We start from the raw sequence: 15,797 nt of genomic DNA on the forward strand, positions 1-15,797 counted from the left end.
CGGTTATTATTTATTCAGAAAAATACTGAGATATTTTAGACACCCTACAAAACCCTTATTAAAATAAAAATCTAATGTTTAAATACGAATTGGCATGAAACTTGCATTAGAATTATGTAAGTGAAAAGCACTTACTATCGCTACAATTGAATACGTTTACAATCTTTAAGGGGTCGGGTAACCACAAAGTACATTAACAAAAGGGGGAATTAAAAATGAAGCAAGCAAATGATCGTGCTGCTACAAAACGCATTACGACCAACATTTTTAAAGGATCGCTTGGAAACCTTATCGAATGGTATGATTGGTACGTTTATTCTGCCTTTGCGGTTTATTTCTCAGCAGAGTTTTTTCCAAAAGGAAATCCTACTATTCAATTGTTAAACACCGCAGGCGTTTTCGCCATCGGGTTTCTTATGCGCCCAATAGGAAGTCTTATTATGGGACGTTATGCAGACAGATATGGCCGCCGCGCCGCATTAACACTTTCTGTCACTATTATGGCTTTAGGCTCATTAGTGATTGCCTGTACTCCTGGGTACAATAGCATTGGCGCGATTTCACCTATTATTCTAATTGTCGCCCGACTGATTCAAGGAATCTCGTTAGGTGGAGAGTATGGAACCTCCGCTACTTACCTATCTGAAATGGCAAGCAGCGGAAAACGAGGATTTTACTCTAGTTTTCAATATGTTACGCTTGTAGCCGGACAATTACTAGCTCTTGGAGTTCAAATTTTTCTACAACAAATATTAAATGAAAATGAAATGACTTCCTGGGGCTGGAGAATTCCTTTCGTCATAGGAGCAGTTGGAGCTTTAGTCGTATTATGGCTGCGTCGTACAATGGATGAATCTGAGCAATTTTCAGATATGGGTAAAGAAACTCGTAAAAATGCCGGAACAATTAAAGTCTTAATGAAGCATCCAAAAGCAGTTCTTACCGTTGTTGGTTTAACACTTGGAGGAACCGTTGCATTTTATACCTATACAACTTATTTGCAAAAATTCATGATTAATACAGTTGGAATCAATAAAGAATCAGTCAGCTTGATTAACTTTGTTGCATTGCTTATATTTGTTATACTTCAGCCGCTAGCAGGAAAATTATCAGACAAGATTGGCCGCAAACCGCTATTACTCGGCTTTGGTATCCTGGGTACCCTACTTACCGTTCCGTTATTTTTACTAATGAAACAAACACAAGATCCAATACTAGCTTTTATTCTAATGATGATTGGTCTTGCTATTGTAACCGGATATACTTCAATAAATGCCATTGTAAAGGCGGAGTTATTCCCTACTGAAATACGTGCGCTTGGTGTAGGTTTTCCTTATTCCCTAACCGTTGCAATCTTTGGTGGAACTGCCGAATTTGTTGCATTGTGGTTAAAGAATGCTGGAGTGGAATCTGTCTTCTTCTACTATGTTGCTGCATGTATCTTTATAAGCCTAATCGCATATTGGCGTATGGGTGAATCGTCCAAGACTTCTCTTATTGAAGCTGAGCTTCTTTCTAAAAATAAATCAGCTTGAATCGAATAAAGCTGCCACAGGAACAAGAGGGACAGGTCCCTTGTCCCATTTTGTGGGATGAGGGACCTGTCCCCTATTCCTCATCTGATACTTTAAATACCCAGTTATCAGGGTATAGGGAAAATCTTTCAGCACGGTATGCCCATGAGCCAGTCGGGAAATCGGATAAAATTGCTTCAAAGACTACCCTTGGCTGTGCTTCATCCGTAACTTCAACAATGTCACTCTTCGTTCCAGAATCAATCCAGCCAAAGTCAATTAAACGATTTCCGGTATTTGGCATAAATCGGTTACTTCCAATAATATTAGAAAACAACGATGTACCACGTTCCGAACCATAAGTCCAAACAAGTTCAGCAGTTTTTGTTTTCTCATTAATTCGATATTGAGAGCCCGCACTATATTTTTCAGAAAGGGACTGGTTTCCACGGGAAACTGCCACATTATTATCGAAAAGCAATAAATCCACTGTATCTTTATTATTGTCAGCAGCTGTTTCAGGCAGAATAATTGGCGCATGCTGTCCACCTGTATATTTGAAATTATCCCCTACACCTTTTATTAGATATTTTTGATATTCCTTTGGCCAACCTGTTGGATCAGCTAAGATCCATACAATTTTATTCGTCTTATAATCTAATTTCATAACCATATCCTGGTTTCGCCCTGAGATAATAATGCTATTATCTCTATCATCATATACAAGCGCATTTTGATGGAACCAATCAATTAGACCATCATCTCGCTTTGTATTATCATAGTTTTCATAAAATGATTTGGGTAGGATATCCTTCAAATCAATCGTTTTAACAATGCTTCCGGTTCTTCTATCCATTTCTATCATCGTATCCTCCACATATCTCCCTCCACCATCACTTACGGTTAACAATAGATTTCCTGATGGGAGTTCAATGGCATCATGATGTACAAGTGTTTTTTCGATATCTGAAGTCTCGGACATAGAATTGGTTTGGCTAAGTTTATATACATTATATGCCTTTCCCGTAAAATCGATTTCGAATAAACGATTATAGGCATTTCCACTGTTGGAATCTTTACTTAAAAATAATAAATGGCCATTTTTCAATAATTTAAATACATGGCTATTATATCTAGAACTATACCAACGAATATCTCCGTTGGCGTCGAAGCCAATTGGATACTTTGTACTCGGAACTGTAAACGTTAAACCATTTTTCACAATCTCCATATTTTCCTTATCTGCTTTCTTTATTGTAACAGCGGGAATATATTTTGGCAGTTTTCCAGTCTGGATAGTAATGGTGTTAGAAGTTACTTCACCAGATTTTGATGTGGAGGTGATTTCTACTGTATTTTTATAATCGGGGTATAAACCGAGTATTGGAATTTCATGATGTGTTTCATATTTATCAATGGTATCCTTTATATCCACACTACTGTCTTTTCCCTTTACTTTAAAACTCACTTTCGAATCACTTGGTGTATCAAAAATGACTATTGCTGACAGTGGAGAATTACCGAAAGGATCTAATTTTATATAAGGTTTTTCTAATGTACTACCTTTGCTTTCGCTCAAAATATCCGATTCTACTTTCTTTTGGGTATTTAAAATGCTGGTATCAATACCCGTTTGAATATTTGTTTTTTTATTATTATCTGATGACGTATATACAGTTGCTTTTAATTTGGACTTTACTTGCTCTATACTTATCTTTGATACAAAAATTTGGTTGACTGCTAGAACTATTACTACTACACCTATCATACTTAAAATTACCTTTTTCATGTCAGCCTCCTCTAGTTTTTTAACAGTGACTATTATTGACTACGTTACTTAAATTTCCCTTAAAAAGTATCCGCTTGTATCTGTGAAAACTCTTCTATGAAAGTGGGTAAAGGGATATTTTTTTTACATACTAAGAAAAAAGGGAAGGAGCCGCTATTAATGAAAAATGACGAGAATAAAATTCGCGAAAAAAGAAAGGATGAGCATGTTCGCCTTGCTCTAATAGAGGGACCAAACTTACATTCTCACTTTGATGATCTTACCTTTGTTCATCAATCCCTTCCCAATATAGGATGGAAGGATGTTAACCTTCAAGTAATAATGCCAAACTTAGTGTTGAAAAGCCCGTTATATATTAATGCGATGACAGGCGGAAGTGAAAGAACAGGAAAGATTAATGGGAATCTTGCGAAAATAGCGAAAGCAACAGGAATGGCCATGGCTGTGGGTTCCCAACATTCAGGCTTACGAAACCAATCACTTGCAGACACTTACCGAATTGTAAGAAGAAATAATCCGGATGGAATCATTTTTGCTAATGTTGGGGCAGATATTCCTCTCGATTTGGCCTTAAGAGCGATAGATATGCTGGAAGCAAATGCCCTACAAATTCATCTAAATGCCCCACAGGAATTGATTATGCCAGAAGGCGAACGCGACTTTACAGATTGGCTGCCTCAACTTGAAAAAATAATAAAAAAAGTTAATATCCCCGTTATTGTAAAGGAAGTTGGATTTGGAATGAGCAGAACTACCCTTCGTATGTTAAAGGAAATCGGTGTTCAATATGTGGATGTTAGCGGACGGGGCGGAACCAATTTTATAGGAATTGAAAATCGTCGCAGAGAGAAACAGGAATACGACTATTTAAGCGGTTGGGGACAAACTACTCCCATTTCTTTATTAGAAGCTCAAACATACATTAACAATATGGAGATTTTCGCTTCGGGAGGAATCCGAAATCCTTTAGATGCGGTCAAATGCCTATCCCTTGGTGCAAAAGCAATTGGATTGGCAAGTCCAATCTTACGAGTTCTGGAAAGGGAAGGACTAGAGGAAGCAATTGAGGAATTAAATCATTGGCATGATCAGCTTAAAACGATTTTCACTATGTTAGGTGCCCGAAATATAGAGGATTTATGTACATGTCCCCTTATTATTACAGGAGAAGTACGGGAGTGGTGTGAAGTCAGGGGGATAGATGTTGCAGCTATTGGAAGGAGAGGAGAATGGTAAAGTTTAAAGCACTGAGTATTTCAACCTCATCGGAAATTCATAATTCCCTAATAGCACCAAATTAGGATTTACTATACAATATTTTTATAGAATGACAAATCGTGTGGTGATATTGTGTTTAAACTCCTGCTGATTGAAGATGATGCAACCCTTTTTCAAGAAATAAAAGAACGATTAACTAGTTGGTCTTATGAAGTATATGGGATTACCGATTTTAGTAATGTTATGCGGGAATTTACAGCCATAAGACCGGATTTAGTCATTATTGACATTCAACTACCTAAATTTGATGGCTTTCATTGGTGCCGAATGATCCGTACTCATTCGAAGGTTCCCATCGTGTTTTTATCTTCACGCGACCATTCTGCTGACATGGTGATGTCTATGCAGCTTGGTGCCGATGATTTTATTCAAAAACCTTTCCATTTTGATGTACTCATTGCGAAAATCCAGGCGATCCTCCGTCGAGTATACAATTACAATACCGAAGAGGTTTCACTTAAAACCTGGTGTGGGGCTACGGTTGATTATGAAAAGAGTATAGTTACTAATGAAATTGGAGCTATAGAGCTAACAAAAAATGAAATCTTCATTTTGAAGCAATTAATGGAACAAAAAAATAAAATAGTTAGCAGAGAGACACTTATAAAAAGCTTATGGGAGGACGAGCGTTTTGTCAGCGACAATACTTTAACAGTGAATGTAAATCGATTACGGAAAAAGTTAGATGAGATTGGCTTAGGCAGCTATATTGAAACAAAGGTTGGACAAGGTTATATGGCTATAGAAGAGGGATTTTAATATGATTCGAAAATATTTAATGGAAAGATGGAGTTGGATTGTACTCTTTCTTATATTACAATTATTGATTATCTTTATCGCTTTTATTGATTCAACAATCCCGCTAACGTCCGCGCTTTATATCGTCTTCTTATCTTGTATCATCTTTTTCATTTTTGTTTCCATCCGCTATCAGAAGGAAACTAAATTCTTTAAAAGTTTGGAAGAATGGGAGACAGGTTTCGACATGAAGACCGTGGTGACTGCAGAAAGTCCATTTGAAAAAATAGCGGAAGACAGTATTATAAACCAAGCCCAACATTTAAAAAAGGATGCCTCCCTCCATCTATTGTCACTGGAAAAGGAAAAAGACGAATTATTATCTTGGATTCACGAAGTAAAAACACCATTAACAGCAATGCATTTAATTATCGATAGAATAGAGAATGAAAAATTAAAGGCGCAATTACTTCATGAGTGGCTGCGAATCCATTTGCTGCTTGACACACACCTTCATCAAAAAAGGATCCCTTTTATGGAGAATGATTTATATATCGATAAAATTGATCTGCACACATTAATTGTTAACGAAATAAAAACCTTACAATCATGGTGTATGCACAAGGGTATCGGGTTTGAAATGGATTTAAAAGTCTCTGAAGTCATTAGTGATGGCAAATGGCTGGCTTTTATCATTAGACAGCTACTAACAAATGCCGTGAAATACAGTGATGCATCAGATATTATCATCAAAACTTATGAAAACAACGAACAAACATTTTTAGAAATCCAAGATTTTGGAAGGGGCATCGACCCGAAAGATTTACCGCGCATATTTGATAAAGGATTTACCTCGACATCTGATCATCAAAATCATGCAGCCACAGGTATGGGGCTTTATTTAGCAAAAAACGCAGCAAATTCCTTACATATTTCTATCAATGTGGACTCGAAGCTTGGAGCGGGTACAACATTTATGCTGTGTTTTCCAAGACAAAATGCATTTCACCAAGTTATGAGCATGTGACAAAAATGTCACATGCTTTTAGCGTTTGTTCGTTCAATCGAAGGATAACAAAATAAAGGCTCGTTATAATAAAACTATCAATTTGAAGGAGCGAGTCATATGAAAATATTAGATGCAACTAATATTTATAAAATCTATGGAAATAAATTCAATAAACAGGAAGTGCTAAGAGGTATTGATATTGCTGTCTACCGTGGGGAATTTGTCAGCATAATGGGGCCATCTGGCTCTGGAAAAACCACCTTGCTTAATGTCCTTTCCTCTATCGATCGGGTGAGTAATGGAACCATCAAGATTGATGGAAAAGATATGACAAGGATGAAGGAAAAACAATTAGCTGAATTTCGAAAAAACCACTTAGGTTTTATCTTTCAGGAATATAATTTGTTAGATACTTTAACGGTCAAGGAAAATATATTACTTCCTCTTTCCATTACAAAAGTACCCAAAAAAGAAGCGGAGAAAAAATTTCAAGAAATAGCGACGGAGCTAGGTATATATGAAATAAAAGATAAATATCCGAATGAAATTTCCGGCGGCCAGAAACAGCGCACCTCTGCCGCGCGATCCGTTATCCATCAACCAAGTATTATTTTTGCGGATGAACCAACAGGAGCACTCGATTCAAAATCCGCTTCCGATTTATTAAATAAGCTTAGCACCTTAAATGAAAACCATAAAGCAACAATTATCATGGTTACACATGACCCTGTTGCAGCAAGCTATTGCAGCAGAGTTATTTTCATCAAAGATGGGAAAATTTTTACTCAGTTAAATAAAGGAGAAGAAACTAGACAAGAATTCTTCAATGACATCATGAAAACGCAAGCTGTTTTAGGTGGTGTACAAAATGAGTATTAACCAGCTCATGTTTCGCAATCTAAAAAAGAATGTGAAAAATTATTACCTCTATGTGTTTGCATTAATTTTTAGTGTCGCTCTTTATTTCGCATTTGTTACACTGCAGTATGATCCATCTATGAATGAAGTAAAAAGTTCCATAAAAGGAGCTGCAGCATTAAAAGCAGCATCTATTCTTCTCATAGCGATCGTCGCCATCTTCCTTCTTTATGCGAATAAGCTGTTTATGAAGCGCCGCAGTAAAGAAATTGGACTATTTCAATTGATTGGTATGACAAAAACTGCGATATTCCGCCTTTTAAGTACAGAAAACTTTCTTCTCTATTATGGGTCCTTACTAATCGGAACTTTTATCGGATTTTCCTGTTCCAAATTAGTAATGATGATATTATTTAAAATTACAGGAGTAAAGACAAACGCAACTCTTCAATTTTCTATTGAGGCGCTGATTCAAACCCTTTTGGTCTTCAGTGTTATCTACCTCGTAATCTTATTTATAAATTATATATATATTAAAAGACAAACTATCTTATCCTTATTTAGGGTAATCTCTTCCACCGAGGGAAAAGTGAAAAAGATAAGTGTTTTACAGATGATAATCGGGGTAGTGGGCATTCTGTTCATCGTTTCAGGCTATTATGTTTCATCGAAATTATTTGACGGCGATTTTACAACAATAAACGAGTTATTTATTGCCATGACTTTTATTCTCGGAACCGTTATTATTGGGACCTATCTATTTTATAAAGGGTCTGTCACATTTATCGCAAATATGATTAGGAAAAGCAAAGGCGGTTACTTGAGTATTAATGAGGTACTATCGTTAGCATCCATCATGTTTCGAATGAAATCGAATGCACTGCTACTAACGATTATTACAACCGTATCTGCGCTTGCTATCGGTTTATTATCTTTATGCTATATATCTTACTATTCAGCAGATAAAAACGCTAAAGACAACGTTCCATCCAATTTCTCTTTAATAACCACTAAGGAAGCAAAACAGTTTGAGCAGGCTTTAATGGCCAAGAACATTTCCTTTTCAGAAAAAAGGATCCCTGTCCTTTATGCGGATGTTAATGTTAAAAATATCATGGAAACAAGTTTAAAAGAAATTAACGCTGATCCAAATATAATGACCCTAGCCATCATCAGTGATGAAGCAATCTCAAACCTCCATTTGGGAAAGAATGAATCTATCTTTTTCGGGAATAGTGGGATACTTAATAAAATAATTTCCTTTAAAAATTCTGGATATATTAAACTAAGTGGAAAAAGCCAAACCACTACTCTAAAATACTCAGGAATAAGAGAAGAATCGATTCTCCCATACAATTTTACGAGCGGTAGCTTACCAGTAGCCGTTGTAAACAAAGCAGTTTTTGAAGAATTAAGGACGGATCTTAATCCGAACCTTCAACAAAAATCACTTTATATTGGAATTGATATTAAGGATGACAATAATATTGAAAAGGCAGATGCTATTTTCCATAAATTAAACCTAAGCGAGGATAATTTATCTCGTTATGAAATGAGCAGCAGTCAAAAGCAAAACATGGGACTTGTAATGTTTATCGTCGGTTTCCTCGGATTAACCTTTTTAATTACATCTGGGTGTATTCTCTATTTTAAACAAATGGACGAAAGTGAAGATGAAAGACCAAGTTATACGATCTTACGGAAACTCGGTTATACCCAAAGAGATTTATTAAAAGGGATTCAAGCAAAACAAATGTTTAACTTTGGTATTCCATTAGCTATCGGCCTCCTTCATAGTTATTTCGCTGTAAAATCTGGCTGGTTCTTTTTTGGCACAGAGCTTTGGACACCTATGATTGCTGTCATGCTTCTTTACACGATTCTTTACTCTATTTTTGGAGTACTTTCCGTTCTTTATTACAAAAAGGTAATCAAAGCAGCACTATAATCCACATACTAACGGGACAGAAGTTTGTCCCGTTTTTTCTACTCCTCAAAACATCTCTCCATTGCTCTTAAGCGTAATATGTATTACTATTCAAAGTAAGGAGATGTAAATATTGGATAATTTAAGATTAAACGTTTCATTATTGCGCAGAAGAGTACCAAATTTGACGAGTGCTGCAAAATCAATTGGTTTGCGTCCTGCCACTGTTTCCAACCTATGTACCGGAAAAATTCCAATCGAGCGTGCTGAAGTAAAGACCTTGGTTGCGCTTGCATCACTAGCCCAGTGTAGTTTAGACGAGTTGATTTTGAGAGGGGAATCGGTGGAAATGATCGAAACGAAGATTAAAGCGTTAGATTTGTTTGCACCAATTGCCAAAGGAGGGACGGTCGGACTCGTTGCACGCCCAGGAATGGGGCAACTAGTATTACTTGGCGAGTTATTTTACAGACTTAAACAGCATGGATACTCCACTGTTTTACTAAAGCCAGAGGAAGATTATCCGGAATTGGCTGATATGTTAGAGTTTGCAGATGTCATTGCAGATTCCATTGAAAAAGCTTATAAGGAAATAACCGCATTGGGAGTGAGTAAAGACATTCTCTATGCTGCGGATCGTTCATACGTCCTGACAGGAGAAATTTTCAAACTCCAAGATCTATTCCATCAAGCGAATTTGCAATCTGTTACAACCTTTCTGCTTGATTTAAAAGGTGCTGCAGTAGATGAAGAATTACCCTATGGACCATTAGAAACATTATTATATTTTGATGCAGACTTAGCTGCACGACATAACTTCCCTGCTATAAATCCAATCTACTCTACATCATCTGTATTGGAAGGGGCATATCTAGATCAAAACCATCATTTCACTCAGCAAAGAGCTCAAAAACTATTACGCCGCTACCGTGAATTACGCTCCTTGGTAACTGCACGCGGATTAGATGCTATTCCTTCGGTAGAAAAGGAAACTTATCATCGAGGGGAACGATTAGAAGCATATCTTACCCAACCATTTTATGTAGCAGAAGCATACACAGGAGTGAAAGGCGAATCAGTAGATTTAAACACTACATTACATGATGTTCGCAAAATATTGGATGGTGGGGTAGATGCTCAGGATTTAAAATCGTTGACCTATATAGGAAAACTTTAATATTTTATTAAAAAAAATGAAAGAGGTGTTACGCGAACTGCAATACCTCTTTCATATATTGTGAAATCTTTTCATCTCTCATAGGCTTTCCATAGAAAAAACCTTGTACAACGTAACACCCCAACTCGTTCAACTTATCAATATGGTCCTGTTGTTCTACACTTTCAGCAATGACGTCTAAGTGAAGTTTTTCCGCCATCAAAATAATCGCATGGACAATCGCTCGTTTACTTGGATGATCTATATCAACCGTGAATAGTCTATCTAGTTTCAGTGCATCGATTGGGATTCTATCTAATAACCCAATAGAAGAATAGCCGGTTCCGAAATCATCCATGGAAATTCTAACCCCCATATTACGAATGATTTCCAATTGCCTTATAATATCATTAATATCATTAAAAAACATAGATTCAGTGATTTCAAGTTCAAGAAGATTCGGTTCCAGGCACGTTTTTCCTAAAACATTCAGGATCAATTCTGCTAGTTGATCTGTTTCAAAGAGACGTGCGGACAAATTAACGGAAATAGGTTGTGTAAAACCCTTAGTTCCCCAAGATTTACATTGTCTACATGCTTCCTCTAAAACCCACGTAGTCATTGGTATAATCAGCCCCGTCTCCTCAGCTATAGGTATAAACTCCCCGGGTAAAACGATCCCCAATCTTGGATGATTCCACCGGATTAACGCTTCAAATCCACATAACTTATCCGTTTTCACATTCCATTTTGGTTGATAAACCATATAGAATTGGTTTTGCTCGAGGGCATGCTGCAAATCCTTTTCCAATTCCATTTTCCTAACCTCTTTTATACCCATTTCATCCGTATAAACACAATACTGGTTTTTTCCTAATCCCTTTGCCTTATACATTGCAGTGTCAGCCGCTTTTAGCAATTCGGAACGATCTGATTCTTTTATGGAACCTATACTAATCCCTATACTCCCCGTCACATATAATTCATTTCCCTTAATTCGATAAACCTCTTTCATACTCTGCAATATTTTTTGTGCTAATTGCTCTGCTTGTTCTAAGCTGCAATGTTTAATAACAATCAGGAATTCATCGCCGCCTATTCGAAACACTTGTTGATCTCTGCGAATGAAATTTCTTAAGCGATTGCCAACTTCATGCACCAGTAAATCTCCAATATCATGCCCAAGTGTGTCGTTAATGGCTTTGAAGCGATCTAAATCCAAAAACATAACACCAATAGATTCATCACCGACATATGTATAAAAAAACCGATTCATGTCGTTGCGATTAGGTAACCCTGTAATGGCATCTTGAAATGCAAGCTTCTCCAGCACATGCCGATCAAAAAACATCGCTCCCCATGAAATAAATAAAATAAGAAAAATCGCTACCGTAACACCATATAAAAGAAAGAAATCCATAGCTTGTGAATGTTTCATTACCATGCTGGAATCATAATGAAACCTTGCCGCCTTCATACCGGTATAATGCATGCCGCAAATAGCAAACCCCATCACCACTGCTGATATCCATTTAAGCCAATTGGATGTGGACCGATTGCGAAATTTCAGAAATAAAAACAATGCAGCATACGAGGCACCAAGGGCTATTAGTGCCGAGATAATCCACAACGTCTTATCATAGCTAATTTCAAAAGACATAATCATGGCTTTCATACCTACGTAATGCATTGCAACGATGCCGCTCCCCATTATAAATCCACCAATAGCAAGTCTTAACTTATTAATGTCTCTTGGCATAGTGATGTAAAATGCAATAAAAGAAGAGGCCACGCTTGCTAACATTGATAATAATGTAAGCCCTACATCATATTTTACAAGGGCATGAAAATGGAAAGCCAGCATTCCGAAAAAGTGCATGGACCAGACGCCGCTTCCCATTACCAATGCACCCGCAAAAAGCCAAAACCATCGTCCTCTTCCACTTGCATTCGAGATTTTTGCTGCAATATTTAAAGCTGAAAATGATGCTAATATCGAAATAATTATAGAAAGAATAACAATATAAATATTATAATTACCTTCTATCATGGCTGATTCAGCTCCTTTTAAAATAATCAGTTTTTCATAAACAAAGGGGATTATTAATTGATCCATGAGAGGAGGTAAACCAATATATTTAAAAAATAGTTAAATATCAATGTTAAATGATTCATTGTTAAAAGTACATCAACCTGATAATTTCACCATAGTTTCTCCTACTGCTGGTCCTTTCGTAACTTTCCACTCAGTTTTTATCCATATTATGCCATGCATTTATCTACAAATTCTCTACGATTCTCCATATGCACATAATAGCTAATATACCAAAGATAATAATAATAATAATTATGAGAATTGATTAAGAGATATAGTTCTTTCAAAAGATTACTAAAAATTTTATAATAGGTAACAAGTTTAATAGTTTATGAGTACTTGAATTGAGGTTGATTTTTAATTTATGCTATTTACCAGAAAAACATTTCTTATTTTAACAGTCTTTCTAATTTTCATAACTGGTTTACGACTAACAGTGCTGCATTTTGAAAAGACTATTAAGCACCCTATTGCCAAAAAAGGTACATTAGACCTGCGCGGCTGGGAATTCCCTAAAAGTTCAACTATTACACTTGATGGAGAATGGGAGTTCTATCCCTATAACATGATTACTACTGAAAAATCATCTGCTTTAACTAAAAAAAGATATTTACAAGTACCGGGTAAATGGGATAAAGCTTTCCCTGCTGATGATAAAAATTCCTTCAAATATGGCACTTATAGATTGCAAATTCTACTGGATAAAAACATTCAGCATCATCTAGAATTACGGATAAACGAAATTAGAAGCGCCTCAGCAATTTATATCAATGGGCATTTAAGCGCTAAAATCGGCAATCCAGCAAACAAAGAAGGGTTAAATGAAGCACGATCTGTTCCTTATTCTATCCCCCTCCCTACCGATACAAATAACATTGAAATTCTTATTCAGGCTTCTAATACTGGTGAAAAAGGCGGGATAACACAATCACTCCACTTTGGAACCATTGAGGCAGTTACAAATCGTACATTATTATCCATTGGACTGCAAATCTTATTGTGTGGGGTTTTCTTAGTACATGGAATATATGCAATACTGTTTTATTTTATAGGAAAGTACCAAAAGGGAGTACTTTACTTTGCTTTAACTATGATCTGTGCAACGTTTAGTGTTCTTGTAGCGGATGATAAGCTATTGTTTGTTTGGTTTCCTATGCCTTTTGAAATATCGATAAAGATTGCCTTGCTTTCTTATATTGGCATTGCAGCATTTCTGCCGCTGATAGTTAAGCACATGTTCCCAGTATACAAAAACAAAAAAGTATTATTTTGGTTTGAAGTATATTGTATTGTTTACTCCCTATTTGTCTTAGGATCCCCATCTCAATATATCGTTCCAACTGAGAAAGTGTTTCTTGGCGGTGTATTAATAATAGGTATAATCTTATCCGGATCTATTCTTAAATTTGCTTTTAAGCAAACTCAGGATGTTATTTATTTATTACTCGGCTGTTTGAGTTTGGCGGCAAATATCTGTTGGCTCATTATTAGAGATATAGGTTCGTTTGAAATGATGCATTACCCATTCGACTTAATGTTTAGCGTTATCGCCTTTGCAATGTTCTGGTTCAAACGTTTTCTACGTTCAACAAACCAAACGAAAGAACTGGCTGACAAACTTCAACTCGTTAACCAGCATAAAGACGATTTTCTTGTTAACACTTCTCATGAACTCAGAAATCCTTTACACGGGATTATGAACATTGCGCAAAGCTTGCTGGATGATACAATCCGTGAAAAAAATAAGAATCAATACGATAAATTAAAGACCCAAATTACCATCGCAAGGCGAATGTCGCTTATGCTGGATGATTTAATCGATATAAACCGATTAAATCAAGGAACCATACATCTACGAATTGGGAGTTTACACTTGCAGTCTATTGTTAAAGGCGTTACAGAAATGGTACGATTCATGTTTGAAAAAAAGCCTGTTTCCATAATTACGGATATTGATGATGGCTTTCCTGCAATCAAAGCAGATGAAAATAGACTGATACAAATATTTTTCAACTTGCTCCATAATGCAATGAAGTACACAGAAGAAGGAACTATTACGATAAGAGCTTCTTATGAAAATGAAACCGCATATATATATATTGAAGATACAGGAATTGGCATGGATGAGGAAACTCAAAAGAGAATATTCCTGCCCTATGAACAAGGTAATATGAATAAAACAAACCATGAAGGGGGATTTGGGCTCGGACTAAGTATTTGTAAACAACTGGTTGAGCTTCAAGGAGGAAACATTGATGTAACCTCAGCCCCTAATCAAGGATCAATATTTTCTTTCACCATTCCTTTGGAAACAGATGTAGAAAATATGAATGAAAATTATTTCACTATGAATCACTTTGAAACAGCTGCCACTATTGCTGACCAAACAGAGAGCAATTCTGATGTTGAATCATCGTCCAAATTAAATAAACCGAAAATATTAGCTGTCGACGATGATAGTATGAATTTGAAAGTAATAATGAATATACTGGGAACGAATTATGATATTACCGTGGTGACAAATGCCTCTGATGCAATGTCCACAATAAAAGCAAAACAGTACGATCTTATTATTTCGGATGTGATGATGCCTCATATTTCCGGATATGAATTAACTCAATATATTCGAAAGCAATTTTCTGTTTCGGAGCTTCCAGTGTTGCTCTTAACTGCTCGGAATCGTACGGAAGATATTATTGCGGGCTTCCAATCCGGAGCCAATGATTATGTAACCAAACCAGTTGATTCTATTGAGCTTAAATCCCGTGTTAAAGCATTAATAGATTTAAAACTTTCCATTAAAGAACGGTTACATATGGAAGCCGCTTGGCTTCAAGCGCAAATAAAGCCGCATTTTCTTATTAATACAATAAACTCCATTGCTGCACTCGGTTACTATGATATGGAAAAAATGCAGAGATTACTTCAGGAATTCACCAATTATATGCGGGCAAGCTTTGATTTCCATAATATCAATGGTGAAGTTTCCATTGAAAAAGAACTGGACCTTGTCCGATCCTATCTATTTATTGAAAAAGCGCGATTTGGAGAAAGAATCCTAATTAATTGGGAACTAAGTGAAAACTTGAATTTCTATTTACCTCCTTTATCTCTTCAAACCCTTGTGGAAAATGCAGTTTCTCACGGTATACTAAAACGTTCAAATGGAGGAGAAATCTTCATTAAAATTACAGAGACCGCAAATGAAATAGAAATAATGGTTAAGGATAACGGAGTTGGAATGGAGCAGATGAAGATAGTGGAGGTACTTCAGAATCCTTTAAATATAAGTAAAGGAATCGGACTAAGAAACACAAACCGCCGCTTAAAAAATATGTATGGACAGGGATTAGTCATTCAAAGCTCCATAGGAAATGGAACGACCGTCTCTTTCAAAATACCAAAGAGGCTGGGACAAAACCCTCCTCTGAAA

General features: G+C 36.3%; 10 protein-coding genes. 8 read left to right on the forward strand and 2 right to left on the reverse strand.

From position 1 onward, the window contains the following. Positions 1 to 215: 215 nt before the first annotated feature. Positions 216 to 1,535, forward strand: coding sequence for an MFS transporter (locus CWO92_RS12505; protein ID WP_101354547.1), 1,320 nt, complete (start codon positions 216 to 218; stop codon positions 1,533 to 1,535). A 73-nt stretch (positions 1,536 to 1,608) separates the two neighbouring features. Here CWO92_RS12505 and CWO92_RS12510 read toward each other — a convergent pair whose 3' ends face one another. Next, positions 1,609 to 3,303: an aryl-sulfate sulfotransferase gene (locus CWO92_RS12510; protein WP_101354548.1), complete on the reverse strand. Its 1,695-nt coding sequence runs from the start codon at positions 3,301 to 3,303 to the stop codon at positions 1,609 to 1,611. Positions 3,304 to 3,462: 159 nt separating this feature from the next. Between CWO92_RS12510 and fni the strand changes: the two genes are divergently transcribed. The 6 genes from fni (at position 3,463) to CWO92_RS12540 (ending at position 10,290) form a co-directional block, all read left to right on the forward strand. After that, a complete protein-coding gene (gene fni, locus CWO92_RS12515) occupies positions 3,463 to 4,539 on the forward strand; it encodes a type 2 isopentenyl-diphosphate Delta-isomerase (protein ID WP_101354549.1) in 1,077 nt (358 codons plus the stop codon). Positions 4,540 to 4,653: 114 nt separating this feature from the next. Beyond that, positions 4,654 to 5,340 (forward strand): response regulator transcription factor, encoded by a 687-nt coding sequence (locus CWO92_RS12520; protein ID WP_101354550.1) that lies wholly within the window; start codon positions 4,654 to 4,656, stop codon positions 5,338 to 5,340. A 1-nt stretch (position 5,341) separates the two neighbouring features. Continuing rightward, positions 5,342 to 6,346, forward strand: coding sequence for a sensor histidine kinase (locus tag CWO92_RS12525; protein ID WP_101354551.1), 1,005 nt, complete (start codon positions 5,342 to 5,344; stop codon positions 6,344 to 6,346). Between the two features lie 99 nt (positions 6,347 to 6,445). Continuing rightward, on the forward strand, positions 6,446 to 7,207 hold the full coding sequence (locus CWO92_RS12530; RefSeq protein ID WP_101354552.1) for an ABC transporter ATP-binding protein: 762 nt from the start codon (positions 6,446 to 6,448) through the stop codon (positions 7,205 to 7,207). Next, positions 7,197 to 9,134 carry an ABC transporter permease gene (locus CWO92_RS12535; RefSeq protein WP_101354553.1) on the forward strand — a complete coding sequence of 646 codons (1,938 nt, stop codon included), beginning with the start codon at positions 7,197 to 7,199 and terminating at the stop codon, positions 9,132 to 9,134. The genes CWO92_RS12530 and CWO92_RS12535 overlap by 11 nt, the downstream gene beginning before the upstream one ends. 112 nt (positions 9,135 to 9,246) lie before the next feature. After that, positions 9,247 to 10,290: a F0F1 ATP synthase subunit beta gene (locus tag CWO92_RS12540; RefSeq protein ID WP_101354554.1), complete on the forward strand. Its 1,044-nt coding sequence runs from the start codon at positions 9,247 to 9,249 to the stop codon at positions 10,288 to 10,290. Between the two features lie 28 nt (positions 10,291 to 10,318). Here the strand turns inward: CWO92_RS12540 and CWO92_RS12545 are convergent, their stop codons facing one another. Further along, positions 10,319 to 12,385 carry a bifunctional diguanylate cyclase/phosphodiesterase gene (locus tag CWO92_RS12545; RefSeq protein ID WP_367593491.1) on the reverse strand — a complete coding sequence of 689 codons (2,067 nt, stop codon included), beginning with the start codon at positions 12,383 to 12,385 and terminating at the stop codon, positions 10,319 to 10,321. A gap of 343 nt (positions 12,386 to 12,728) precedes the next feature. Here CWO92_RS12545 and CWO92_RS12550 point away from each other — a divergent pair. Further along, positions 12,729 to 15,797, forward strand: a 3,069-nt coding sequence (locus tag CWO92_RS12550) for a sensor histidine kinase (RefSeq protein WP_101354555.1), incomplete at its 3' end; no start/stop codon positions are given.

The sequence above is a fragment of the Heyndrickxia camelliae genome, assembly GCF_002844575.1.
GTDB lineage: Bacteria > Bacillota > Bacilli > Bacillales > Bacillaceae_C > Margalitia > Margalitia camelliae.

What these genes read in the sequence shown, in the direction of transcription:
- CWO92_RS12510 (WP_101354548.1), bottom strand. Translation starts at nt 3,303, where the DNA reads ATGAAAAAGGTAATTTTAAGTATGATAGGTGTAGTAGTAATAGTTCTA.
- CWO92_RS12545 (WP_367593491.1), bottom strand. Translation starts at nt 12,385, where the DNA reads ATGGATCAATTAATAATCCCCTTTGTTTATGAAAAACTGATTATTTTA.
- CWO92_RS12505 (WP_101354547.1), top strand. Translation starts at nt 216, where the DNA reads ATGAAGCAAGCAAATGATCGTGCTGCTACAAAACGCATTACGACCAAC.
- CWO92_RS12530 (WP_101354552.1), top strand. Translation starts at nt 6,446, where the DNA reads ATGAAAATATTAGATGCAACTAATATTTATAAAATCTATGGAAATAAA.
- CWO92_RS12525 (WP_101354551.1), top strand. Translation starts at nt 5,342, where the DNA reads ATGATTCGAAAATATTTAATGGAAAGATGGAGTTGGATTGTACTCTTT.
- fni (WP_101354549.1), top strand. Translation starts at nt 3,463, where the DNA reads ATGAAAAATGACGAGAATAAAATTCGCGAAAAAAGAAAGGATGAGCAT.
- CWO92_RS12535 (WP_101354553.1), top strand. Translation starts at nt 7,197, where the DNA reads ATGAGTATTAACCAGCTCATGTTTCGCAATCTAAAAAAGAATGTGAAA.